The organism is Nocardiopsis sp. NPDC006938, from assembly GCF_042869555.1.
In the GTDB taxonomy this organism is placed as follows: Bacteria; Actinomycetota; Actinomycetes; order Streptosporangiales; family Streptosporangiaceae; genus Nocardiopsis.
On the sequence record NZ_JBIAGA010000005.1, the window covers coordinates 103,509 to 127,660 of the forward strand.

Annotated in this window: 23 protein-coding genes; 18 read left to right on the forward strand and 5 right to left on the reverse strand. The window is 71.8% G+C overall.

Translation table 11 applies throughout. The features are described 5' to 3' along the window. The first annotated feature begins 46 nt into the window (after nt 1–46). The 6 genes from ACFYL4_RS09890 to ACFYL4_RS09915 all read left to right on the forward strand — a co-directional run bounded on the left by ACFYL4_RS09890 (nt 47) and on the right by ACFYL4_RS09915 (nt 6,101). A complete protein-coding gene (locus ACFYL4_RS09890; RefSeq protein WP_357763301.1) occupies nt 47–247 on the forward strand; it encodes a ubiquitin-like protein Pup in 201 nt (66 codons plus the stop codon). Between the two features lie 166 nt (nt 248–413). Further along, on the forward strand, nt 414–1,265 hold the full coding sequence (gene prcB / locus ACFYL4_RS09895) for a proteasome subunit beta (protein WP_357763298.1): 852 nt from the start codon (nt 414–416) through the stop codon (nt 1,263–1,265). A gap of 55 nt (nt 1,266–1,320) precedes the next feature. After that, nucleotides 1,321–2,046: a proteasome subunit alpha gene (prcA, locus tag ACFYL4_RS09900; RefSeq protein ID WP_357763295.1), complete on the forward strand. Its 726-nt coding sequence runs from the start codon at nt 1,321–1,323 to the stop codon at nt 2,044–2,046. Between the two features lie 110 nt (nt 2,047–2,156). Continuing rightward, entirely contained in the window at nt 2,157–3,515 is a 1,359-nt protein-coding gene (gene pafA, locus ACFYL4_RS09905; RefSeq protein ID WP_357763292.1) for a Pup--protein ligase, read from the forward strand. Nucleotides 3,516–3,725: 210 nt separating this feature from the next. Continuing rightward, nucleotides 3,726–4,829, forward strand: a complete 1,104-nt coding sequence (locus ACFYL4_RS09910; protein ID WP_387517938.1) for an FKBP-type peptidyl-prolyl cis-trans isomerase — start codon at nt 3,726–3,728, stop codon at nt 4,827–4,829. A gap of 198 nt (nt 4,830–5,027) precedes the next feature. Continuing rightward, nucleotides 5,028–6,101, forward strand: coding sequence for a formyltransferase family protein (locus ACFYL4_RS09915; RefSeq protein ID WP_357763286.1), 1,074 nt, complete (start codon nt 5,028–5,030; stop codon nt 6,099–6,101). On the opposite strand, the gene ACFYL4_RS09920 is transcribed toward ACFYL4_RS09915, so the two are convergent. Continuing rightward, nucleotides 6,088–7,182 carry a DUF3866 family protein gene (locus ACFYL4_RS09920; protein ID WP_387517940.1) on the reverse strand — a complete coding sequence of 365 codons (1,095 nt, stop codon included), beginning with the start codon at nt 7,180–7,182 and terminating at the stop codon, nt 6,088–6,090. The genes ACFYL4_RS09915 and ACFYL4_RS09920 overlap by 14 nt on opposite strands. A 106-nt stretch (nt 7,183–7,288) precedes the next feature. Here ACFYL4_RS09920 and ACFYL4_RS09925 point away from each other — a divergent pair, with 106 nt between their 5' ends. From ACFYL4_RS09925 to ACFYL4_RS09975, 11 genes are all read left to right on the forward strand, one after another. Beyond that, the gene (locus ACFYL4_RS09925) at nt 7,289–9,340 is read left to right on the forward strand and encodes a helix-turn-helix transcriptional regulator (RefSeq protein ID WP_387517942.1); all 2,052 of its coding nucleotides are present in this window, start codon (nt 7,289–7,291) and stop codon (nt 9,338–9,340) included. Between the two features lie 60 nt (nt 9,341–9,400). Next, nucleotides 9,401–9,586: a hypothetical protein gene (locus ACFYL4_RS09930; protein ID WP_357763278.1), complete on the forward strand. Its 186-nt coding sequence runs from the start codon at nt 9,401–9,403 to the stop codon at nt 9,584–9,586. 66 nt (nt 9,587–9,652) lie between these two features. Beyond that, on the forward strand, nt 9,653–9,991 hold the full coding sequence (gene tatA, locus ACFYL4_RS09935) for a Sec-independent protein translocase subunit TatA (protein WP_387517944.1): 339 nt from the start codon (nt 9,653–9,655) through the stop codon (nt 9,989–9,991). A 149-nt stretch (nt 9,992–10,140) separates the two neighbouring features. Beyond that, the gene (tatC, locus tag ACFYL4_RS09940; RefSeq protein WP_357763445.1) at nt 10,141–10,992 is read left to right on the forward strand and encodes a twin-arginine translocase subunit TatC; all 852 of its coding nucleotides are present in this window, start codon (nt 10,141–10,143) and stop codon (nt 10,990–10,992) included. A 147-nt stretch (nt 10,993–11,139) separates the two neighbouring features. Further along, a complete protein-coding gene (locus ACFYL4_RS09945; RefSeq protein WP_357763273.1) occupies nt 11,140–11,565 on the forward strand; it encodes a DUF397 domain-containing protein in 426 nt (141 codons plus the stop codon). A gap of 95 nt (nt 11,566–11,660) precedes the next feature. Beyond that, on the forward strand, nt 11,661–12,557 hold the full coding sequence (locus tag ACFYL4_RS09950; protein WP_357763269.1) for a YegS/Rv2252/BmrU family lipid kinase: 897 nt from the start codon (nt 11,661–11,663) through the stop codon (nt 12,555–12,557). A gap of 12 nt (nt 12,558–12,569) precedes the next feature. Next, nucleotides 12,570–15,407 (forward strand): DEAD/DEAH box helicase, encoded by a 2,838-nt coding sequence (locus tag ACFYL4_RS09955; protein ID WP_387517947.1) that lies wholly within the window; start codon nt 12,570–12,572, stop codon nt 15,405–15,407. 127 nt (nt 15,408–15,534) lie between these two features. Next, nucleotides 15,535–15,939, forward strand: a complete 405-nt coding sequence (panD, locus tag ACFYL4_RS09960; protein ID WP_387517949.1) for an aspartate 1-decarboxylase — start codon at nt 15,535–15,537, stop codon at nt 15,937–15,939. A gap of 154 nt (nt 15,940–16,093) precedes the next feature. Beyond that, a complete protein-coding gene (locus ACFYL4_RS09965) occupies nt 16,094–16,345 on the forward strand; it encodes a hypothetical protein (protein ID WP_357763262.1) in 252 nt (83 codons plus the stop codon). A gap of 85 nt (nt 16,346–16,430) precedes the next feature. Next, nucleotides 16,431–17,711 carry an MFS transporter gene (locus ACFYL4_RS09970; protein ID WP_387517951.1) on the forward strand — a complete coding sequence of 427 codons (1,281 nt, stop codon included), beginning with the start codon at nt 16,431–16,433 and terminating at the stop codon, nt 17,709–17,711. A gap of 119 nt (nt 17,712–17,830) precedes the next feature. Continuing rightward, nucleotides 17,831–18,928 (forward strand): DUF4352 domain-containing protein, encoded by a 1,098-nt coding sequence (locus tag ACFYL4_RS09975; RefSeq protein ID WP_387517953.1) that lies wholly within the window; start codon nt 17,831–17,833, stop codon nt 18,926–18,928. A 24-nt stretch (nt 18,929–18,952) separates the two neighbouring features. Here the strand turns inward: ACFYL4_RS09975 and ACFYL4_RS09980 are convergent, their stop codons facing one another. The 3 genes from ACFYL4_RS09980 to ACFYL4_RS09990 form a co-directional block, all read right to left on the reverse strand. Next, nucleotides 18,953–19,813, reverse strand: coding sequence for a (2Fe-2S)-binding protein (locus tag ACFYL4_RS09980; protein WP_387517955.1), 861 nt, complete (start codon nt 19,811–19,813; stop codon nt 18,953–18,955). A gap of 179 nt (nt 19,814–19,992) precedes the next feature. Beyond that, nucleotides 19,993–20,853: an ABC transporter permease gene (locus ACFYL4_RS09985; RefSeq protein ID WP_387517957.1), complete on the reverse strand. Its 861-nt coding sequence runs from the start codon at nt 20,851–20,853 to the stop codon at nt 19,993–19,995. After that, nucleotides 20,850–21,833: an ATP-binding cassette domain-containing protein gene (locus tag ACFYL4_RS09990; protein WP_357763247.1), complete on the reverse strand. Its 984-nt coding sequence runs from the start codon at nt 21,831–21,833 to the stop codon at nt 20,850–20,852. The genes ACFYL4_RS09985 and ACFYL4_RS09990 overlap by 4 nt, the downstream gene beginning before the upstream one ends. A 129-nt stretch (nt 21,834–21,962) precedes the next feature. Here ACFYL4_RS09990 and ACFYL4_RS09995 point away from each other — a divergent pair, with 129 nt between their 5' ends. Continuing rightward, on the forward strand, nt 21,963–22,754 hold the full coding sequence (locus ACFYL4_RS09995) for a TetR/AcrR family transcriptional regulator (RefSeq protein ID WP_387518220.1): 792 nt from the start codon (nt 21,963–21,965) through the stop codon (nt 22,752–22,754). A 73-nt stretch (nt 22,755–22,827) separates the two neighbouring features. Here the strand turns inward: ACFYL4_RS09995 and ACFYL4_RS10000 are convergent, their stop codons facing one another. Beyond that, nucleotides 22,828–24,042, reverse strand: coding sequence for a JmjC domain-containing protein (locus ACFYL4_RS10000; protein ID WP_357763245.1), 1,215 nt, complete (start codon nt 24,040–24,042; stop codon nt 22,828–22,830). Nucleotides 24,043–24,152: the final 110 nt, after the last annotated feature.

Below are 24,152 nucleotides of genomic sequence, written 5' to 3' on the forward strand. Positions count from 1 at the left end.
TTGGGCCAAGATAAGGGCGAGGGCCCCGAACGGGAGGTAATGACAGATGGCGAATGACAACGGCGGCCAGAAGCACTCCACCCGGCGTGACGAGGAGGTCGAGGAGACCGAGGCGGCACCGGAGGCGCAGGAGCGCAACGAGCAGCTCGACGAGGACGTCGACGACATCCTGGACGAGATCGACGACGTGCTGGAGAGCAACGCCGAGGACTTCGTGCGCCAGTTCGTGCAGAAGGGCGGTCAGTGACCCCGGGGTTCGCTGACAGCGCACTCGGGCGGCGACGGCCCCGGGGCGCGCGGGACTAGTGTCGGTCCCACCGGCCGGTACCAGCCCGGCCGCCAGGAACGACAGACAGACGACAGGCGCCCCACCCGCCCCCGAGACGGGGTGGGGCGCGAGCGGAGGGAGTCGCGTGTTCGAAGGTTTCGAGGGCGGACGGATGTCGGCCGCTTTCATGAGTGCGGGGACCTCGTCCTTCACCGAGTTTCTTCGGGAGGTCAAGCCCGAGCTGCTGCCCGGCCACCACGCCGGTTCGGCCGGGGCCCACGGCACGGCCGAGCACCTCACCCCGGACGCGACGACCATCGTCGCGCTGACCTTCCCCGGCGGTGTCCTGCTCGCGGGCGACCGGCGCGCCACGCAGGGCAACGTCATCGCCAACCGTGACATGGACAAGCTCTACCGAACGGACGAGTTCTCCGCGGTGGCCATCGCCGGTTCGGCGGGCATCGGCATCGAGCTCGCCAAGCTGTACCAGGTGGAACTCGAACACTACGAGAAGCTGGAGGGCCGCTCCCTCTCCCTGGAGGGCAAGGCGAACAAGCTCGCCCAGATGGTACGCGGCAACCTCGGCATGGCCATGCAGGGCTTCGTCGTGGTTCCGCTCCTGGTCGGGTTCGACGAGAACACTCGGCAGGGACGGGTCTTCAGTTACGACGCCGTGGGCGGTCGCTACGAGGAACACCGCTACTACTCGGTCGGCTCCGGATCGGTCTACGCCAAGGGCTCCGTCAAGAAGCTCTACCGGGACGACATGGACGAGACCACGGCGGTCAAGGTGGCGCTGGAGGCGCTCTACGACGCCGCCGACGACGACTCCGCCACCGGCGGACCCGACCTGCACCGCAGGATCTTCCCCCTCGTCGACGTCATCACCGAGGACGGACACCGGCGTGTCGGCTCCGACGAGGTCGCCCGGCTGGCGACGGAGGTCGTCGAGGGCCGTGCCGCCGAGCCCGACGGCCCCAAGGCACGGCTGAGCTGAGGCGACCCGAGCCTCCACCCCAGACCTCTCCCGACTAGGTAAGGAACGATCCGCGGTGTCGATGCCGTTCTACGTCGCCCCCGAACAGCAGATGAAGGACAAGGCGGACTACGCGCGCAAGGGCATCGCGCGCGGCCGCAGCGCCGTCGTCCTGCAGTACGAGGGCGGAATCCTGCTGGTGGCGGACAACATGTCCCGCACCCTGCACAAGATCAGCGAGCTGTACGACCGGATCGGCTTCGCCGCCGTCGGCCGCTACCCCGAGTTCGAGAACCTGCGCCTGATGGGCGTGCGCTTCGCGGACGTGCGCGGGTACCAGTTCGACCGCCGCGACGTCAGCGGCCGCCAGCTCGCCAACATCTACGCCCAGACCCTGGGCACCGTCTTCAGCGAGAGCCTCAAGCCCTGGGAGGTGGAGATCGTGGTCGCCGAGGTCGGCGACACGGCGGCCGAGGACGAGATCTACCGCATCACCTTCGACGGCTCCATCGTCGACGAGCAGGGCTTCGTCGCGGTGGGCGGCTCCTCCGAGCACGTGTCCAGCCAGCTCAAGGACAGGTTCGCCGCCGACGCCCCGCTCAGCGCGGCGCTGAACGCGGCCACCCGCGCGCTGGCCCACGACAACGGGGAGGAGCGTGAGCTGGAGGCCGCCAACCTGGAGGTCGCCGTGCTGGAGCGCTCCCGGGAGCACCGCAAGTTCCGCCGTATCCACGGCGACCGCCTGACCGCCCTCATCGAGGAGGGCAAGCGCGGCGCCGCCGGGGACGGGACCGACGAGTGATCTGACAGCACTACGGTGCGGCGCCGCCCGGGCGCCGCACCGGCCGGGCTGGTGGTGGGCGACGCGGCCCCGTCGTCCACACCACGGTGACGGGAAGTTGGTGAGGCCGCGTGGAACGACGGATCTTCGGGCTGGAGAACGAGTACGGGGTCACGTGCACCTTCCGGGGGCAGCGCCGCCTGTCACCGGACGAGGTCGCCCGATACCTCTTCCGCAGGGTGGTCTCGTGGGGGCGCAGCAGCAACGTGTTCCTGCGCAACGGGGCCCGCCTGTACCTGGACGTGGGCAGCCACCCCGAGTACGCCACCCCCGAGTGCGACAGTCTCGTGGACCTCGTGGCGCACGACAAGGCGGGCGAGCGCATCCTGGAGGGGTTGCAGGTCGACGCCGAGCAGCGCCTCCACGAGGAGGGCATCGCCGGGGACATCTACCTGTTCAAGAACAACACCGACTCGGCGGGCAACTCCTACGGCTGCCACGAGAACTACCTGGTCGGTCGGCACGGAGAGTTCGGCCGTCTGGCCGACGTGCTCATCCCCTTCCTGGTCACCCGGCAGATCGTCTGCGGTGCGGGCAAGGTGCTCCAGACGCCCCGGGGCGCGCTGTTCTGCGTGAGCCAGCGGGCCGAGCACATATGGGAGGGCGTCTCCTCCGCGACCACGCGCTCCCGCCCCATCATCAACACCCGGGACGAGCCCCACGCGGACGCCGAACGGTTCCGGCGTCTGCACGTGATCGTGGGCGACTCCAACATGAGCGAGACCACCACCCTGCTCAAGCTGGGCTCCACCGATCTCGTGCTGCGGATGATCGAGGCCGGGGTGGTCATGCGCGACTACACCCTGGAGAACCCGATCCGGGCGATCCGCGAGGTCAGCCACGACATGACCGGTCGCCGCAAGGTGCGCCTGGCCAACGGGCGCGAGGCCAGCGCCCTGGAGATCCAGCGCGAGTACCTGGAGAAGGTGCAGGGCTACGTGGACCGGCACGGGACCGACGCCGTGGGCAAGCGCGTGCTGGACCTGTGGCAGCGCACCCTGGAGGCGGTGGAGACCCAGAACCTGGAGACGGTCCAGCGCGAGATCGACTGGGTGGCCAAGTACATGCTCCTGGAGCGCTACCGGGACAAGCACGACCTCACCCTCTCCTCCCCCCGGGTGGCCCAGCTCGACCTCACCTACCACGACATCCACCGTGAACGAGGCCTGTTCTACCTGATGCAAAAGCGCGGACAGATGGACCGGGTGGTGGGCGACCTGAAGATCTTCGAGTCGAAGTCGGTGCCTCCGCAGACCACCCGCGCGCGGCTACGCGGCGAGTTCATCCGGCGGGCCCAGGAACAGCGGCGCGACTTCACCGTGGACTGGGTGCACCTCAAGCTCAACGACCAGGCGCAGCGCACCGTGCTGTGCAAGGACCCCTTCAAGTCCGTGGACGAGCGGGTCGAGAAGCTGATCGCCGGGATGTGAGCCGGTCGGCGGAAGCGGCCCCGGGGATGGCCGGTGACGGTCACCCCCGGGGCCGTGGCCCCACGCGACCAGGGGTCCCGCTTACGGTGCCGGTCCACACCGCGTTCGCGTCAACCGAAATCCGGAACCGGATGCTCCCAGGGGCTGGCCGAACTCCGACTGTTCGGTAGTGTGACCCTGTCCTGAGCCGGAAATCAGAGGTTGTGACCCATGCACCGACGTGCTGCCGCCCTCGCGGTGCCACTGACCGCCATCGCCCTGGCGGTCTCCAGCTGCTCATCGCTCCCGGAGGACTGGCGTACCCCCGCCTTCCTCCGCATGAACGACGACACGCTCGACTCCCGCCTGCCGCAGGTCACCGGTGACGTCGGCGAGGAACCGGAGATCACCTTCCCCGACATCGAGCCCCCGGACGAGGAGATCTCCGGTGTCGTGAGCAAGGGGTCGGGCGAGGACGCCCTGGTCGGTGCGGACGACCTGGTCATCGCCAACGTCGTCCAGTACCAGTGGACGGCACCCGGTGAGGGCGAGCCGGTCGAGGGGCAGTCCAGCTACGAGAACGGCGCTCCGGACCTGATCCGCATGGACCAGATGCCCGAGTACATCACCGAGACGCTGGTCAGCCAGCCCATCGGCAGCCGCGCCGTCTACGTCTTCCCGGCGCTGTCCGCCGAGGAGATGGCCCAGGCCGAGGCCATGGGCCAGACCGCCCCCGAGGGCGCCAGTGTCCTGGTCATCGACATGGTCGACCGGTTCAGCAAGGGCGCGGTCGTGCCCGGAGAGCAGACCGACGACGGCGGCGGCGACCTGCCCACGGTGACGCAGGACGGTCACCGCCAGCCCGAGATCGAGATCCCCGGCGCGGACGCCCCGGACGAGCTCGACGTCGTCCCCCTCATCGAGGGCGAGGGCGCCGAGGTCGAGGAGGGTCAGCAGATCATCGTCCAGTACACGGGCATCCGCTGGGAGCCCGAGGAGAACGGCGACCACGAGGTCTTCGACTCCTCCTGGACCCAGGGCGGCATCCCCTTCGACACCACGATCGGTGCCGGAGCGGTCATCAAGGGCTGGGACGAGGGCATCGTCGGCCAGCGGGTCGGCAGCCGCCTGATGCTGGTCGTTCCCGGGGACATGGCCTACGGCGCGACCTCCGAGGAGGCGATGGGCGCCCCTGCGGGGACCCTGGTGTTCGTGGTCGACGTGCTGGGCGCCTACGACAACCCGCCGCCGCCCGAGCCGGAGGAGACCGAGGAGTCCGAGGAGGGGGCCGGCGGCGACGAGGTCGCCGAGGAACCCGAGGAGTCCGAGGAGTAGCCCCCGGATCAGCTCGCACCGCCGCCCCCGCGCTCCCGGAGCCGCGGGGGCGGAGGCGTGTCCACGGCCCCCGATCCGCGTGAGGAGGGCGGCGTCGGACCGGTCCGGTGACACGCAGAACGGGTCCGTGCTGCCGGGAAGGCGCGGTCGGCGTGCGTAGAGTCGGTTGCGCACGGCGGGGCGGGTCGAGGGGGAACCATGCCGGACCAGCGGCGGTACTGCTACGTGTCGGGACTACGCCTGGGGGTCCCGGCGCTGGAGGAGCTCTGCGCCCAGGGGCGCCCGCCGGACCTGGTGGTCTCCTACCCGGCGGAGCTGGCGCATCGCTGCGGGTACGCGGACTTCGAGGAGGTCACCCGCCGCCACGGGCTGCCCCACCTGCGGGCCGCCGACATCAACACCGACGAGGTCCGTGACGCCCTGGTCGCCCACCGCGTCGACCTGATGGTGGTGGCGGGCTGGTCCCAGCTGGTCCACGAGGAGGTGCTGGCCTCCCTTCCGCTGGGCGGGGTGGGTCTGCATCCCTCACCGCTGCCGGTCGGACGGGGCCGCGCGCCGATTCCCTGGACCATCCTGCGCGACATGCGCTCCAGCGCTGTCACCCTCCTCCACCTGGACCGGGACGCCTTCAGCGGCGACATCGTCGACCGCATCCGGTTCGACGTGGCCGAGGACGCCACCGCCACCGACCTGTACGAGCGTGCCGCGACACTCCAGGCGGAGCTGCTCGTGCGCCACCTCGGCGCCCTCCTGGAGGGGCGCGCTCCGCGACAGCCGCAGAGGGGCCACGGTTCGGAGTGGCCCCGGCGCCGTCCCAGCGACGGCCACCTGGACCTCGCGGCGGCGGGCCGGGACGTGGACCGCATGGTGCGCGCCCTGGCCTCCCCCTACCCCGGCGCGTTCGCGATGTTCGGCGGCGCGCGCATCACCCTGTGCGGCGGGCGCCTCTCCCACGAGGTCGAGGGCGGGCACCCGGGACAGGTCGTGTCCGCCGGCCCCGGTCGTCAGTGGGGGGTGACCTGCGGGGACGGAAGCGTCTTCGTGCCCGACGTCATCCGGGTGGACGAGGGGGTGCGCGCCGATCCGGCCTCCCTGGCCATGTTCCGCCCCGGACGCTTCTTCGACGTGCCCAGCGAACACATGATGGCCATCACCCGCCGCACGCCGCTCCCGGGGGCCGAACGCCCCCTCCTCGCGGCCCAGTACACCGGGGACCACGACGCCGACCACCCGGTCGGCCCGGACGCGCCGCGCGGTCTCAACCGTCGATGAGCGTCGCGGCGTGGCGCCCGGCGGCGGCCGCGCTCAGGAACGCCGACCGGTCCTCGTCCAGCCCGCGCCCCATCGTGGACACCTTGACCGGGAGCGCGCGCACCTCGTCCTCCAGGCCGGACACCGACACCTCCACCAGGGTGTGCCGCTCTCCGAGGGGCCAGGCCTGGTCGCGGACGCGTTCCCCGAAGAAGCCCGGTAGCCGGGGTACCACCACGTCCGCCGGGGCCAGCGCCACCCGTCCGTAGGCGGTCAGACTGTGGTGGGACACCCCGCGGTGCCGTTCCCGGGAGTCGGCCTCGCTGACCCTCAGGCTCGCCACCGGCCGCCCGTCCAGGACGGCCGCGGCGTTGACCGCCTCACCGCAGGAGACACCGGAGAAGCCCCACGGGGTGCCGGTGCCCAGGTTGCCCGGCCCCTGGCACACCACCGCGATCTCCGCGTCCAGGACGTGCCGGGCGGCCAACAGCCCGGAGTGGACGGTGACCGCCTCCAGGTCGCCGCCGAAGGACTGTCCCGTGGTCACACACCCGCTGAGCAGGCCGTCCTCACGCAAAGCCCCCACGACCCGGGAGAACGCGGCGGGCAGCGCGCCGCCGTCCAGCATGACGTTGACCACCCGCGTCCCGGGCCGCTCGACGCGTACCCCCGCCAGGACGGCGGGCAGCGCGGAGTGCAGGTCGGCCACGACCACCGGCATACCGTCGACCCCCTCGGCCGCGCGCAGCGCCGCGTGGTGGGGCGACCCCTGCTCGTCCGCGCCGAGCACGGTCGCCTGGAGCGGTGTGTACCGTGCCTTCACCAGGTGCCCGGGCCCCTCCCGGTCGGAGGGCAACCGGTCGGGCACCGCGACCACGAGGGCGTACCCTCCCGTGCCCAGTCCCAGGTCCAGGGCGCCGGTGTTGAGCAGGACCGCGTCGCCCACCTCAGGTGCTCCCACGAGGTCCGTGTACGCCAGGGCGGCGCAGGTCACGGCCTGCTCGGGCGGTGCTCCGCGAGCGGGCACGGAGACCGCGCACACGCGGACACCGGGCCAGGAGGGCAGGATCTCTACGACTTCGCCGCGGCGCCACCGGATCATGCTGGGCACGGTACCGTCGGACCTGAACCGAAGGTGGGAGGACGCGCCCTCGCGGCCCCGCCCGGTCCACCACAGCGGGCAACAGCGGGCAAGAGGAGTACGGACGATGTCGCGCAGGAAGACCGAACGGCAGCTGAACCTGGTCATCTGCCTGCTGTCCACCCGACGCCACCTGACCGCCCAGGAGATCCGGGCGACGGTCCAGGGCTACGCCGAGGCCGAGACCGAGTCGGCCTTCAAGCGCATGTTCGAGCGGGACAAGCGGGAGCTGCGCGACAGCGGTATCCCCGTCCAGGTCGGTACCGGGGACGCCTTCAGCGGGGAGGAGGGCTACCGGATCTCCCGCTCCGACTACGAGCTGCCCGAGATCGAACTCCTGCCGGACGAGGCGGTTGTGCTCGGCCTGGCGGCCCGGGCCTGGAGGCACGCCTCCCTCGGGGAGGCGGCCGCCAACGCCCTGTTCAAGCTGCGCTCGGCCGGGGTGCCGGTCGACACCGAGGCCGCTCCGGGACTGACCCCGGCGATGCGCACCGACGAGCCCGCCTTCGGGCCGGTGTGGCAGGCGATCCGGGACCGCCGTCCCATCGCGTTCGACTACCGCAAGCCCGGTGAGAGCGCGGTCCAGCGGCGCGAGGTCGAGCCGTGGGGCATCGTCAACCTGCGCGGGCACTGGTACCTGGTCGGCCACGACCGGCTGCGCGACGCCCGCCGGGTGTTCCGGCTGGGCCGGATGCGGGGCGGGGTCACCGTGCTGCGGACCGGCCCGGACGTGGTCGTCCCCGAGGGGGTGGACCTGCGGTCGGTGGTCTCCCGGCAGAGCGCCGTCCCCGAGCGCACCGCCGTCCTGCGGGTGCGCACCGACTCCGCCCACGACCTGCGCAGGCTCGCGTTGCGCGTGGTCCCGGGTGAGCGGGACAGCACCGGAGACGGTTGGGACACCCTCACCCTGCCCTTCACCAGCACGTCGGCGCTGGTGCGGAGGGTGGCGTCGCACGGCTCTCGCGCGGTGGTGGTCGAACCCGAACAGGTGCGTGCCGCGATGGCGGACCACCTGGCGGGAGTGGTCGAGGGATCGGTCGCGGCGGAGGAGGCCGGAGACGTCGAGGACGCGCCGGGCGCGGACGCTCCGGCGCGGGGTCCGCGCTCGGCCGACCAGCTGCGCAGGCTCCTCATGCTGGTCCCCTACGCGCTCGGGCGCGACGTACGGGTGCCCGAGGTCGCCCGGCACTTCGGGCTCAGCGAGAAGCAGGTGGTCTCGGACCTGAGCCTGCTCTGGATGTGCGGCCTGCCCGGGTACACTCCCGGCGACCTGATCGACGTGGACCTGGACGCGGCTCGTGAGACCGGCGAGATCATCATCGCCAACGCCGACACCCTGGCCCAGCCGCTGCGGCTGACCGCCGACGAGGCCGCGAGCCTGGTGGTGGGCCTGTCGCTGCTGGAGGCGCTCCCCGAGGCCCAGGGGGTCGAGGGCGGGGCGCTGCGGCGCGTGGGGGAGAAGCTGCGCACGGCCGCGGGGTCGGCCGTGAGCGACCTGGCCGACGCCGTACAGGTGCGGGTCGAGGTGGACGACCAGGTGGCCCGGACCCAGCGCACCTGCGCGGAGGCCCTCAACGGCGGACAGCGCCTGCACCTGCGCTACCTGTCGGGGTACCTGGACCAGGTCACCGAACGCGACGTGGACCCCATGGGCCTGGTGGTCCAGGACGGCCAGACCTTCCTGGAGGGCTACTGCCACCTGCGCGAGGACGTGCGGCTGTTCCGTCTGGACCGGGTCCTGGAACTGGCCGTGCTGCCCTTCGCCGCCCAGGTGCCCGAGGGTGTGTCGCGCCGCGACCTGTCCGCCGGGGTCCTTCAGCGTTCCGAGCGCGACGCGCTGGTAACGCTGGCACTGGAGCCGTCCGCGCGCTGGGTCACCGAGGACTACGTGTGCGAGTCGGTGTCCGAACTGCCCGGAGGCGGTACCCGGGCGACCCTGCGTACCCCGGCCCCGGCGTGGGTGACCCGGTTGGCGCTCTCCCTGGGGCGGGAGGGGCGGGTGGTGTCTCCGACGGTCCTGGCCAAGGACGTGCGCACCGAGGCCGAACGCGCCCTGGGCCACTACCGCACCGCTCGAGACCCGGTCGGATTGGTCGAGACCACTTCGTCGCCCGAGTGACGCCGACCTGTTCACCGGGGGGTGGGGTGCGGGTCACGGAGGAAGGAGTATGGTGAATCCGTGATCGCCTTCGCTGTCCTCTGCGGTGTGTTCTGCGCAGGAGTCCTCGCCGCCGGCGCCCTCGCGCTGAGGGTGCGCCGAGCGGCCTCCGCGCTGTCCGCCGAGGTGACACGGGCGGCGGGCGGGTACCAGGCGAGCCGCGCTGACCTGCGTGAGCGCGTCCGCCGTGGCGGTGCTGGGACATGACGGCCCCGCGGACGAACGCGCGTACCATCAGAGGCGCCTGGTCGCGCCCCACAGAGAGGTAGAACCATGGGACCGTTCAACGGACCTACCATCGCCATCCTGGTGATCCTGGCCATCCTGCTGTTCGGAGCCAAGAAGCTTCCGGACCTGGCCCGTTCCCTGGGGCGCAGCGCGCGCATCCTCAAGGCCGAGAGCAAGGGCCTGGTCGACGACGACGCCAACGAGAGCGAGGGCCAGCAGGGTCAGCAGGCCCAACAGCAGGCCCAGCAGCCGCAGCAGCAGGCTCCGCAGAACACGTCGTCGCAGAACCAGCAGGCGCAGCAGCAGGGCTACCCGCAGCTGCCCCCCGGCCAGCGCATCGTCAACGAGTCCGGTGAGCCGACCAACCAGACCTACAACAACTAGACCGTCCCGGCGGACCGGCGTGGCACCGGCGAGGTGCCGCGCCGGTCGGCTGTCGCCAGCGGGGAGCGCCCGCCCCGCAGCGGGCCCAAGGAGAAGAGAGTGACCGCGAGATGAGGCCCCGAAGCCGCTCGGCGAACCCGGACGCCCGGATGCCCCTCATGGACCACCTGCGCGAACTGCGCAACAGGTTGGCCAAGGTGCTCCTCATCCTGTGCCTGGGAGCCGTGGTCGGCTTCGTCTTCTACGACCAGATCTGGGACTTCCTGACCAAGCCCTACTGTTCGCTGCCCGCCTCCCAGGTGGTCGACGGCGGCGGCTGTTCCCTCATCGTCACGGGCCCCTTCGACGCCTTCTTCGTGGCCTTCAAGGTCTGGATCTTCGTCGGAGCCCTGGTCACCGCCCCGCTCTGGCTCTACCAGCTGTGGGCCTTCGTCGCCCCGGCGCTGCACAGCGGTGAGAAGAAGTACGCGTACATCTTCGCCCCGCTGGCCGGGGTCCTCTTCGTCGCCGGAGCGGCCCTGGCGTACTCGATCACCGCGCTGGCGCTCCAGATGCTCTTCGGGTTCCTGCCCGACGACGCGGACCCCTATCTGACCATCGGCGAGTACCTCAGCTACATGCTCATCATGATGAGCATGTTCGGCCTGGGCTTCGTCATGCCGCTGCTGGTGGTCCTGCTCAACATCGTGGGCATCCTCTCCCACGAGGCCATCGCCAAGTGGCGCCGGGTGATCATCTTCTCCGCCTTCCTGGTGGCCGCCGTCATCACCCCGGCCGAGCCGATCTCGATGCTCGCCCTGGCCGTGCCCCTCGTGATCCTGTTCGAGATCGCCGAGGTGTTCTGCTTCTTCAACGATCGCCGCAAGAAGCGCCGCGACCCCACGAGCACGCTGGACGACGACGAGATCTCCGAGCTCGACGACCAGCCCTCCGAACTGGACCACACGCCCCTCCCCCTGGAGGACACCGACTCCGACGGTGGTTCGGGCCGGCGTTCCTGAGCGAACCGCCGACGCGTTAGGGTCGGCGGGGGAGACCGTGGGCCACCTGCGGGCCGGTCCGCCCGACCGCCGCCCGGTGCCGCCCCCTCTCACCGCTGAGACACCACGGAGCCCGCCCCGAACGGGTTCCCGGACTAGGAAGTGCTGATGAGCGAGCAGACAGAGACCAAGAGGGAACTGCCGCCCGAGGCCATGGGAAACGAGAAGTGGCACGACACCACCCACGCGGTGTGGCTGCGCTCCTCCCTGTCCAAGGAGGAGTCCGAGGCGGTCGTGGAGGTCGCCGAGTTCGACGACGGTTTCCGTGCGGTGCGCGACGGCAAGTCCCCGGAGAAGGGCACCCTGTTCTTCACCCCCCAGGAGTGGGAGGCCTTCGTCCTGGGCGCCCGCGACGGTGAGTTCGACATCCCCGAGGAGTACCTCACCGAGGAGGAGATCGCGATCCAGCGCGGCGAGACCGAGGTCGAGGCGACGTGGGTTCCCTCCCCTCTGAACACACCGGAGGCGATGGAGGAGTACCATCGCCGCCAACGTGAGGAATCCGAGCGGGAGTCCACGACCGAGGACGACTGAGCGGTTCACCCACACCCGGGCGCGCGGGTGTGCGGGTTCCTCACCCGACCCGTACACCCTTTCGTCCCCAGATGTGGGTAGCAGAGGACCGGACCATGTCCCCTCATATCGCTCTTGTGGCCAACCCGGCCTCCGGCCGCGGCCGCGCCGCCGTCATCGCCGTGCGGCTCAAGGAGGCCCTGCGCGCGCGGGGCGCGCGCGTTCACGTCTACACCGGACGGTCGGCCGCGGACAGCCGCAGGCTGGCCAGGTTGGCCGCGGCCGACCGCCCCGACGCCCTGGTGGCGGTGGGCGGTGACGGCCTGGTACACCAGGTTCTCCAGGGCGTGGTGGGCACGGGTGTGCCCCTCGCCGTCATCCCGGCGGGCAGCGGCAACGACGTCGCCCGCGCCTTCGGCGTCCCCAAGGGTTCGCCCGACAGAATGGCCGAGGCGATCCTGGCCGGGCGCACACGGGCCAGCGACGTCGTCCGCCTGACCACCGCCGACGGCCGCCAGCGGTACTACATGAGTGTGCTGGCCTGCGGTTTCGACGCCCGGGTCAACGAACGGGTGAACAACTTCCGGTTCGGGATGGGCCGGTTCGGCTATCTCGTCGGGTTCGTCGCCGAGCTCCGTTCCTTCCGGCCCATCGACTTCCGGATCGACGTCGACGACCGTCGGATCGCCGAGCCCGGGATGCTCGTGGCGGTCGGTAACACCAGCGCCTACGGCGGCGGGATGCACGTGTGCGCCGAGGCCGTCCCCGACGACGGGCTACTCGACGTGGTGTTCGTGCGGCAGGGGCCGCTCGGCCGCTTCCTCCGCCTGTTCCCCCGGGTCTTCAACGGCAGCCACCTGGAACTGGACGAGGTGGTCTTCGCGCGGGGACGCCGGGTCACCATCCGCGGCGAGGCCGGTACCGCGTACGCGGACGGGGAGCCCACGGGGGCGCCGACCCTGGTGTGCGAGGTGGTGCCGAAGTCGGTCGAGATGTTGGAGCTGACCTCATAGGCTGGACGTCCTATGAGTAGTCACTCCGAGCGTTACGCCGCCTTCCGCAGGCGCCAGAGCGCCTCCAGCGCCGCGATCGAGGCCTTCCAAGGCCTGTACGGGTTCGAGTTCGACCCCTTCCAGATCCGGGCCTGCAAGGCCCTGGAGAGCGGACACGGGGTGCTGGTCGCCGCCCCGACCGGTTCCGGTAAGACCGTGGTCGGCGAGTTCGCCGTGCACCAGGCCCTCGACGAGGGCACCAAGTGCTTCTACACCACGCCGATCAAGGCCCTGTCCAACCAGAAGTACAACGACCTGGTCAAGCGCTACGGCGCCGACCAGGTCGGCCTCCTCACCGGTGACAACAGCGTCAACGGTGAGGCACCCGTGGTCGTCATGACCACCGAGGTGCTGCGCAACATGCTCTACGAGGGCTCGTCCACCCTGGGCGGTCTGGCCTACGTGGTCATGGACGAGGTGCACTACCTCGCCGACCGGTTCCGCGGCGCGGTCTGGGAGGAGGTGATCATCCACCTCCCGGAGTCGGTGCGGATGGTCGCCCTCTCCGCGACCGTCAGCAACGCCGAGGAGTTCGGCGAGTGGCTCCAGCAGGTGCGCGGCGACACCACGGTGATCGTCGACGAGAAGCGCCCGGTCCCGCTGTGGCAGCACGTCATGGTGGGCCGGCGCATCCACGACCTGTTCGTGGAGGAGCGTCCGGAGGAGGAGGACGACGACGGGGAGGGCGGCGGCCGGGGCCGGCGCAGGCGCGAACGCCGACGGGCGCAGCACCAGCGGCCGCGGGAGATCCAGGTGGGCGGGCGCAAGCTGCTCATCAACCCGCAGCTCACCCGTACGGCGGAGGACGACGCGCGCACCACCCAGCTCGCCAACCGCCGTCGCCACCCGCAGACACGGGCACGGGGCAACGTGCGCCCGCGCACGCGCTTCGCCCCGCCCTCGCGGCCGATGATCATCGAGGAGCTGGACGCGGAGGGTCTGCTCCCGGCGATCACCTTCATCTTCAGCCGGGCCGGGTGCGACGACGCCGTCCGCCAGTGCGTGGCCTCCGGGCTGGAGCTGACCACTCCCGAGGAGGCCGCCTACATCCGCGAGTACGCGGAGTCGCGCTGTGCGGACATCCCGCGCGCCGACCTGACCGTGCTGGGCTTCGACTCCTGGCTGCGCGCGCTGGAGGCGGGCATCTCCGCCCACCACGCGGGGATGCTGCCCACCTTCAAGGAGATCGTCGAGCACCTGTTCTCCAAGGGGCTCATCCGGGCCGTCTTCGCCACGGAGACGCTGGCCCTGGGTATCAACATGCCCGCGCGCACGGTCGTGATCGAGAAGCTCGACAAGTGGAACGGCGAGACCCACGCCTCGCTCACGCCGGGTGAGTACACACAGCTCACCGGGCGCGCCGGTCGGCGCGGCATCGACGTGGAGGGGCACGCCGTCGTCGTGTGGCAGGCCGGGACCGACCCCGAGTCGGTGGCGAGCCTGGCCGGTACCCGCACCTACCCGCTCAACTCCAGTTTCCAGCCCTCGTACAACATGGCCGTCAACCTGGTCGGCCAGGTCGGCCGCCAGCGCAGCCGGAACATGCTGGAGGCCTCCTTCGCGCAGTTCCAGGCCGACCGAGCGGTGGTGGGTCTGGTCAAGCAGCTGCGTAAGCACGAGGAGGCGCTGGAGGGGTACGCCAGGGCGGCCGAGTGCCACCTCGGTGACTTCATGGAGTACGCCGGTCTGCGCAGGGCGCTGAGCGACCGCGAGGCGATGCTGGCCAGGAACCGTTCGGCGCAGCGGCGCGACGAGGCGTTGGAGAGCCTGGAGCGGCTCCGGCCGGGCGACATCATCCGTATTCCGGCCGGTCGCTACTCCGGGCACGCCGTGGTCCTGGACCCCGGACTCAAGCACGACCTGCCCGCCCCCCTGGTGCTCACGGTGGACAAGCAGGTCAAACGGGTCAACTCCAGCGACTTCCCGGTGCCGGTGCACCCCTCGGGGCGGATGCGCATCCCCAAGTCGTTCTCCGCGCGCTCGCCGCGTTCGCGCCAGGACCTGGCCTCCACCCTGCGCAACAAGCTCAGGCAGGAGGGCACCGACCCCTCCTACGAGCGGGGCGGAAACCGGGGCGCACAGGAGGACTCCGAGGTCCGCCGGTTGCGCGCCGCCCTCAGGGAACACCCCTGCCACGGCTGCTCCGACCGCGAGGACCACGCCCGTTGGGCGGAGCGGTACTTCCGCCTCCAGAAGGAGACCGACGCGCTGCGGCGTCGGGTGGAGGGGCGTTCGCACGTCATCTCCCGCACTTTCGACCGGGTGTGCGGGGTGCTGGAGGACCTGGAGTACCTGACCGGCGACGACGTCTCCGAGGACGGCGGCAAGCTGGCCAAGATCTACTCCGAGCTCGACCTGCTGGTCGCCGAGTGCCTGCGCCGGGGGGTGTGGGAGGACCTCAACCCGGTGGAGTTGGCCTCCTGCGCCGCCGCGCTGGTCTACGAGGCGCGACGCGGCGACGACGCCTACCCGCGCCTGCCCGAGGGGAAGGTGGAGGAGGCCCTGGCGGAGATGACGCGGCTGTGGGGCGAGCTCAACGAGGTCGAGTCGCGCCACCGGGTGTCGTTCCTGCGCCAGCCCGACCTGGGATTCGTGTGGACCGCGCACCGGTGGGCGCGCGGCGACCGGCTGGACGCGATCCTGCGCCAGTCGGACATGACCGCGGGTGACTTCGTCCGCACGGCGAAGATGCTCACGGACATGCTCAGCCAGATCGCGGGGGCCGCGGTCGACCCGCATGTGCGCGGGACCGCCCGCAAGGCGGCCGATCTCGTCCGACGCGGTGTGGTGGCCTATTCCTCCCTGACCTAGGGTCGGAACCGGGCACAGTGGTGCCCCGGTGGTCGAAACGGGCCATACGGGGCGCCATCATGGGAGGTGCACGGGACCCCTACGGGGGCCTGTAGTCCGCCACACCTCCTGAATCGAGGCTTCAGCCATGCTGCGTACCCTCATGAACGGCAAGATCCACCGGGCGACGGTCACCCAGGCCGACCTGCACTACGTCGGATCGGTCACCATCGACGCCGACCTGATGGACGCCGCCGACATCGTCGACGGCGAGCAGGTCCACATCGTCGACATCGACAACGGCGCCCGCCTGGTCACCTACGCTCTGGTGGGTGAGCGGGGCAGCGGGGTGATCGGGATCAACGGTGCCGCCGCGCGACTGGTCAGTCCCGGCGACCTGGTGATCATCATCGGCTACGCGCAGGTGGACGAGCGCGAGCGCGCCGACCACGTCCAGCACATCGTGCACGTCGACGAGCGGAACCGGATCGTCGCCCTGGGCAACGACCCGGCCGAGCCGGTCCCCGGCAGCGACCAGGTCGCGGGGCGCTGAGGCGGATCACCGCGACGGCGCGCCCGTGCCCCGGCACGGGCGCCCGCGTCGGCCCCCAGCGGGTGACGAACCGGTGCGGCGGGCCGAAAACCCCGCCGGATGGCCGGTTCCGGCCTGATCGGACCTCCGGGTCCCGGGTATGTCCAGTGGCGCCATGGACGAACGGGACGAGGAACGGCGGCTGGTCGCCGCGCACATCGAGTGGCAGAAGCAGGGCGCGTGGGTCGTGCTCTGGGGGTGCTACACCCGGTGCTTCTGGGCCTTCGCCGCCTGGCCGGTGATCCCCGTCGGGGGTGTGGTGGTGCACGCAGACGACCCCGACCTGCTCTACGCCGAGATGCGCTACGTCGAACGCGAGCACGACTTCCTGAGGTGGCGCTACGGGCGCGGCCGCGCGGGAGCGTGAGGTTCGACGACCCCAGGACCTGGCCCGGGCCCGGGCACGGGGCTACGATGCATCCGCGAGCCGGACGAATCGGAGAAAACGCCCCTTGTCCCCAGAAACCAGCCAGCACGATCGTCCCCTCTCCGAGACGGGGCGCGCCCGCCTCCAGCGCCGCACGGTCCTGGTCCTGGTGTTCGCCCAGGTCGTCGGGAGTGTTGGCATGGGTGCCATGCTGGCTGTCGGGGCGCTCATCGCCCTCGACCTCAGCGGTTCCGACACGTGGTCGGGAATGGCCACGACCATGATCACCCTCGGTGCGGCCGTGTTCGCGCTCCCCCTGGCCTCGTTGGCCTCCCGGAGCGGGCGGCGTCCCGGTCTGGCCCTGGGCTGGTTCTTCGGAGCGCTGGGCGGGACCGTGGTCATCGCCGCCGCACTCGCGGAGTCCTTTCCCCTCTTCCTCCTGGGCATGCTGCTGGTCGGCGCCGGAACCGCCACGAACCTCCAGGCCCGGCACGCGGCCGCGGACCTGGCCACCGAACGCACCCGTGGCCGCGACCTGTCCCTGGTGGTGTGGGCGACCACGGCGGGTTCGGTGGTCGGCCCCAACCTCGTCGGTCCGACCGGAGGCCTGGCCGCCCGTCTGGGGTTGCCGGACCTCCTGGGCCCGGTACTGCTCACCACCGCCGGATTCCTGGGCGGCGCCGTGCTGATCGCCGTCCTGCTGCGCCCGGACCCGTTGCTCACCGCTACCGCCGAGGCGGCGCGGGCCGAACGGGACCGGGGCCGCGAACCCGAGGGGCGGGTCGGTCTGGCCGACGCGCTGCGGGCGATCGGTCGGACCCCGGCAGCGCTGCTGGCGGTGGTCGGGGTCGTGGCCAGCCACACGGTGATGGTCGCGATCATGACGATGACGCCGGTCCACCTGTCGCACCACGGGGCCGCGCTCACCGTGATCGGACTGACCATCTCCCTGCACATCGCCGGAATGTACGGGCTGTCGCCGCTCGTGGGGTGGCTGGCCGACCGCGTCGGCCGGGTGCCCACGCTGATCGTCGGGCAGGTGCTCCTGCTGGTCGCGGCGGCCGTCTCCGGTACGGCCGGGCACCACGCCCTCCAGGTGACGGTCGGGCTGGTGCTGCTCGGCCTCGGCTGGTCCTTCGGCCTGGTCTCCGCCAGCACCCTGCTCGCGGAGTCGCTGCCGGCCGGGGTGCGCCCCCGCGCGCAGGGGGTCGGCGACCTGGCGATGAACCTGGGCGCCGCCTCGGCCGCGGGGGTGTCCGGCATGGTGCTCGCGACGGTCGGTTTCGGTGGCCTGAGCCTGTTCGCCGCCCTGTTCACCGTGCCGGTGTTCGCGCTGGCCCTGCGCACGCGGGCAAACACTTCCTGACCTTTATCGTAAAGGCCCGTTGCGCTCGGCTTCGGGCGCCCTCCGCGCGGCTACGGTGCGGTTCTGGAGGGGTCCGCCGTTCGCGGCGGGCCGCGCTGGCGGACGAAGGGGTGGTGTGGGTGAGTGATCGCGAGCCCGACGAGGGCGCCGGGGAGCGGCCGGACCGGGACCCCGTCAACCACCACCCGCCGGAGGAGTGGCGGCCGGGAGACCCCGGGGACCCGGCCGAGGGCGGTCCGCAGCCGCCGGGGGAGCCCCCGCACGGGACCCCCTCGGGCGCGGAGCACGGCTACGGCACCCCCGCGCCGGACCAGCCCTCGTACGCGCCGCCTCCCGGCGGACCGTACCCGGGCGGGGCGCTCCACGGAGGCCCGCCGCCGCACGGGGGTCCGCCACGGAGCGAACAGCCGTACGGCTGGCCCTCGACCGGCTGGCCTCCCCCCGGACCCGCTCCGGGGCCGCCGATGGCACCCCCGCCGGGCGGGCCCGCCCCGCACGGTCCGCCGCCGGGGCAGCCCCCCGGACAGGGCGGCTCCTGGCCGACCGGACCGGGGGAGTACTCGCAGGGGCCCAGCGGTCCGGGCGAGGCCGGTGCCGAGAACGCGGGGTATCCGCCCGGGTACGGCGGATACCCGAACGAGCCGGTCGGTTACGGCCCACCCGGCGGGTACGGGCCGCCCGGACAGGGCGGCTACGGGCCTCCGCCCTCCCGGCCCACGCCGTGGGGCAAGATCGTCGGGATCGGGTGCGGTGTCCTGCTCGTCCTCCTGCTCGCCCTGGGCGGTTGTGCGGCGGTGGCCCTGGTCCTGGCGGACCAGAGGGTGTCCGGCGGAGAGGGTCCGGGCGTCGAGGAGCCCGGGGGCGGAGCGTCGGAGGAGGGCGCTCCCTCGGAGGCGGGGCTCACCGCCTCCGCCACCGAGTTCGAACCGAGCTCGCTGTATGTGGAGGGCGACTTCACCAGCGTCGAGGTGACCGTCACCAACTCGGGTTCCGAGGCGCTGGACGTCAACCCGCTCTACTTCGTCCTGGTCGACGCCGAGGGGGTCGAGCACACCCCGGGCGACGCGATCGCGATGGACGCCAACGAGCTCGGGGTGCAGACCCTGGAACCCGGGCAGAGCGCGACCGGGACGATCACCGTCCCCGGTGAGATCGAGGCCGAGCGGGTGCTCTTCGAGCCCTACTTCACGGGCCCGGTCGAGGCTCCCGTGACCTGAACCGCGTCGGCGGCGCGGGGCCCGTCAGGGGGCGAGCGCGGGGTCGCGCAGCCACTCCGACAGGTCCTCCCGGCGTTCGCTGTCGCACTTGAGCGGGCAGGTGGTGCAGAAGCCGTGTTCGGGGTCGCCCTTGTAGTCGAAGCAGCAGGTGCCCCGGACCGCCCAGGTACCGCGGGGGTGGTCGGGTGCGAAGGGGAACAGGCGCGGGCGTCTGCGGGTGACGGCCCCCGCCTCGACCACCGCGTCACCGAGCCGGGTGGCCAGATCCCAGGCCTGTTCGGCGTCGCGGCCGAGGTAGCGGGCGGGGTTGAGCATGTAGAAGTGCAGGGTGTCCAGGACCCAGCCCCACAGGGTGCGGCGACCGGCCCGCGAGTGGGCGTGCAGGGAGTCGACCAGGGGGCCGACGGTGGCGAACAGGGCTTCGGCGACCAGCCGCAGCTGGTGGTCCTCGTCGCGGGCCAGCACGGTGTCGGGGTGGCCGACGGCGGGGTCGTCGGGCAGGACCACGGTACGCGTGTCGGCCACGGCCGGTGTGCCGAACCGGCTCGAGCGCGTGTCCCAGGGCAGGTACAGGGAGCCGGGTGTGAGGAGCGGCCCGCGTCCGGTCAGGTACAGGCAGGAGGCGACCAGGAAGACGGGCTCGCGCAGGGTCACGCGCAGGAAGTTGGTGGCGGCGGGCAGCCGGTGACCGGGGCCGTGCTCGGTCCTGAGCTTGTCGAACAGGACCGGGAGCCAGCCGTCCCCGGTCATGGAGGCGACCGAGTGGAACTGGGTACCCTCCGCCGGGCGCCCGTGGAGGGCGTCGGAGGTGGTGAACGTCGGCAGCGGCGCGAACTTCAGCCGCGCGCTGGCGCCGCGCAGGGCGTCGAGCGGATCTGGACTCACCTGGCAACCCTTCGTCGCGGAACGGAACCGGTGGGTCCGGGTCGTACGGCGGCGACCGTCGGAGGGCCCGGTTCACGTGTGCCCGTGAAGTGAGGCTACCCTAACTATCCGGACCCCCGCAATGTGTCCGCCTGGAGGTTTGCCCAAACATGGCCCCGTTTCTCCCGAAGGTCGGCCGGTCAGTCGGCCAGGCCGCGGAAGCGGCGCAACGCCAGCGGTACGCTCACGGCCAGCAGCGCCGCGGGCACGATCACCGCCAGCAGCAGGGCGTTCTGCGCGGGCCAGGTGTCGGAGGGCAGCACCTCGTTGCCGAACAGCTCACGGGTGGCGGTGACCACCGCTGACAGCGGGTTCCACTCGGCGATCGGGCTCAGCCACGAGGGCATCGCGGACGAGGGCAGGAAGCTCGTGGACAGCATGGTGAGCGGGAACGCGAGCGGGTAGACGAGCATGCTCGCGGCGTCCGGGTTGGTGGCGTACAGACCCGCCAGGACGCCGACCCACACGAGGGCGAAGCGGAAGAGCAGCAGCAGGCCCACGGCGGCCAGCGCCCGGACCGGGCCGTCCTCGAAGCGCCAGCCCATCAGCGCGCCGCAGCCCAGCAGCAGCGCGATCTCCAGGACGGCGCGCAGCATGTCGGTCAGCGTGCGCGCGCCCAGGACGGCCATCGGTGTCATCGGCATGGAGCGGAAGCGGCTCATGACGTCGCGCGAGGAGTCCCGGGCGATCCCGGCCGACGTCCCGGCGATGCCGTAGACCATCACCATGGCCAGCATGGCGGGCACCAGGAAGGCGCGGTAGTGGTCGGCGCCGCCGCTCGACATCACGTCGCCGAACACGTAGCCGAAGAGCAGGACCATCAGCAGGGGCATGCTGATCGCGATGGCCAGCTCGAAGGGGTCGCGGAGCATGTGCCGCAGGTTGCGTCGGCTCAGGACCAGGACGTCGGACCAGGTCCCGGCCCCCGAGCCGGGGACGCGTCCCCGAGTGGGGGCTCCGGTACGGGCGGGCTGGGTCGGGGTGGGGCGGGTGGCGGTCATCGGGAGACCTCTTCGGTGGTTGTCGTGGTCGTCGTCGCGGTCCCGGTCAGGCCCAGGAAGACCTCGTCGAGGCTCGGTCGGCGCACTCCGAGGTCGGTGACGCCCAGGCCGGAGCCGTCGAGGGCGCGCACGGCCCCGGTGAGGGCGGCCATGCGGTTCTCGGCGGGCACGCTGACCCGTCGTTCGTCGCGGTGCACGCTGGCGGGCGCGGACAGGGCGTCGCCGAGGAGGTCGGCGACGGCGGACAGGTCGGCGGGGTCGTGGACGAGTACGTCGAGGCGGTCCCCGCCGACCTGGCCCTTGAGGGCGTCGGGGGTGCCCTCGGCGATCACCCGGCCGCGGTCGATGACCGCGACCCTGTCGGCGAGCTGGTCGGCCTCCTCCAGGTACTGGGTGGTGAGCAGCACGGTGGCGCCGCCGCGGACGAGGTCGCGCACGGCGTCCCACACCCGCATGCGGCTGCGCGGGTCCAGGCCGGTGGTGGGTTCGTCGAGGAACAGGACACGCGGCTCCTGGATGAGGCTGACCGCCAGGTCGAGGCGGCGCCGCATCCCGCCGGAGTACCCGCTGGCGGGGCGGTCGGCGGCCTCGACGAGGTCGAAGCGTTCCAACAGCTCCTCGGCGCGGTCGCGTGCTCCGGTGCGGTCGAACCCGTACAGGAGGGAGAACATCACGAGGTTCTCCCTCGCGGTCAGGATCTCGTCGACGGAGGCGTACTGGCCGGTGAGTCCGATGACGGAGCGGACCAGCGCGGGCTCGGTGAGCACGCTGTGACCGCAGACGGCGGCGGTTCCGGAGTCCGGGCGGACCAGGGTGGCCAGGGCGCGCACCGTCGTGGTCTTCCCGGCTCCGTTGGGACCGAGCAGGCCGAGGACGGTGCCCGGTTCCACGGTGAGGTCGAGTCCGTCCAGGGCGCGGGTGTCGCCGTAGCGCTTGTGGAGTCCCCTGGCCTCGACGGCCGGGGGAGGGGTCGCTACCATGGTGACTCCTCAGAAACTGTGTATGTCATAAACGTATTAGTGTAAGTAGTACACAGTTCTAGGATGGGTGTCAACCACGGCGACGGGGCCCGGCGGCGGACCCGTGTGGGAGGCGACGACGGGCGGGGTATGACGAGCGACGAGCGGCCGGCGGGGACCACCCGCGAGATCGAACTCCTGTGGGGGCGGCGGGAGACGCCACGACGCGGACCCAAACCGAAACTCAGCCGCGCGGCGGTCGTGGAGGCCGCCGTGGCGGTGGCCGACGCCGAGGGCCTGGACGCGGTCTCCATGCAGCGCGTGGCCCGGGAGCTCGGCTTCACCACCATGTCGCTCTACCGGCACGTGGACAGCAAGGAGGACCTGCTCGTCTTCATGCAGGACGCCGCGATGTCCCAGCACCCCGCCGGGCCCCGTGACGACGGCGACTGGCGGGCCGGTACGGAGGAGTGGTGCCACGGAGCCCTCGCCCAGTACCGCAGGCACCCCTGGGCCGCCTACGTCCCGCAGTCGGGCCCGCCGAGCGGCCCCAACGGCCTGCGGTGGATGGAGGCCGGACTGCGTGAGATCGCCGCCTCCGGCCTCGACGCCCCCGAGTCGCTCCAGATCCTGCTGTTGCTGACCTACTCCCTCAGGGACCTGTTCCGTATGGAACAGGACATCGCCCGCGCCGCGCGCGAGCGCGGCGTACCCCTGGACAACGAGGGAGACGAGTGGGTCCGGGGCCTGCGCGGGGTCCTGGACCCCGAGGAGTACCCGACCCTCCTGTGGGCCCTGGACCAGGGAACCTTCGCCGAGGAACCGCCCGGCTACCGGGAAGAGGACGGAGCGATGGGCGGTCTGGGCTTCGCGATCCAGCGCATCCTCGACGGGGTCGACGCCTACGTGCGCTCCACCGGGCGGGACCGGGCGGGGGACTGAGGGGACGGGGACCGGAACCGCGGGCGGGGCCCGAACCCCGGCCGCGCGTCGACAACGCTCCCGTCCCCGAAACTCAGCGCACCAGCACCAGGTGGTGGCGGGCGAGCGCGGCCACCACCCGCCCACACGCCTCGGCCTCCACACCGGCGAGGTCGGCCAACGCCGTCACGGACAGCTCCCGGTGCCGTGCCAGCGCCTCCAGCACCGGTTCCGCCAGGACCGGCAACCGGTACCGCTTACCGGCCACGGTCACGGCCACTCGGGCGCCGGGACCCTCACCCTCGCGCACCACCGGGGGCGGCAGGATCGGGACGAACTCGACCCGGGCGTGCCCCGGAGGCGCGCCGTCCTCCACCGGCCATGGCAGGGAGAACGAGGTGCGGCGCGGGAAGCGGGCGTCACGCTCGGCGAGGAAGGTGTCCAGATCCAGACGCTCCGCCAGCTCCGTGACGCGTGCCACCAGCTCGTGCCGGTGCTTGCGGCGCGTGTCCGGATCGGCGAAGCGGGGCAGGTCCCGCCGGAACGCCTCCTCCTCGAACAGCTCGCGTACCAGCGCGTCCGCCCAGTCGATACCGGTGGCGCGTGTGAATCCGAAGGTCAGGTGCATGCTGACCTCGCCGGTGCCGGTCACCGTGTGCCACCAGCCGCGCGGCACGTGAATCACCTGACCGGGCCGCAGCACCCCCTCCCACACCAGGTGCGGCTCGCCGTCCGCGTCACGGGGCGGGGTGTGCGCGTGGTCGGTGTCGTTCTTCATCGGGAACGGGCGCGAGCCGGGGCCGTGTACCTGCCAGTGCTTCTCACCCTCCAGCTGCACGATCACCGTGTCGTGGTCGTCCCAGTGGGTGTCGAACCCCCGCGACTCTCCCCAGATCAGGTACAGGTTGGCCTGCGCGCGCTCCCGGGTCAGACGCATGAGGTCGTCGGCGGCCGCTCCGACCGGCGGGTGCATCCGGTCGACGCCGTCCAGCACCAGACTGGCCCCCGAACGCAGTTCCCGGTAGAGCGACTCGGGGCGGATGGTCCGGCGGTCGGCGCGCGAGACCCGGGTGCGGTCGGTGTAGCGGTCGAGCGGAACCGGGGACCCGTCCCGGTGCAGCCGCAGCCGGGGCGGTTCCGGGGCGCAGTCGGCCAGCAGCCGGTTGAGGTCCTCGAAGGTCAGGAGCGAGCGCACGGCGTCCGCGCCCAGGTCGGCGAAGACGAACTCCTCCGACAGTCGGGTGGTGAGTGCGTCGCGGCCCACGACGTCGCACAGGGTTCGGGTGAACAGGCTGCCGGGATCGGACACGGCTGTCCCCTTTCCGGGGGTCGGACGTTACGGTGCGTGCGTGCGGGCGCGGACGGGAACGGAAAAAGGGGAGCGGGACCGGGGCGGTACCCGGCCGGGCCCGCCCGGCC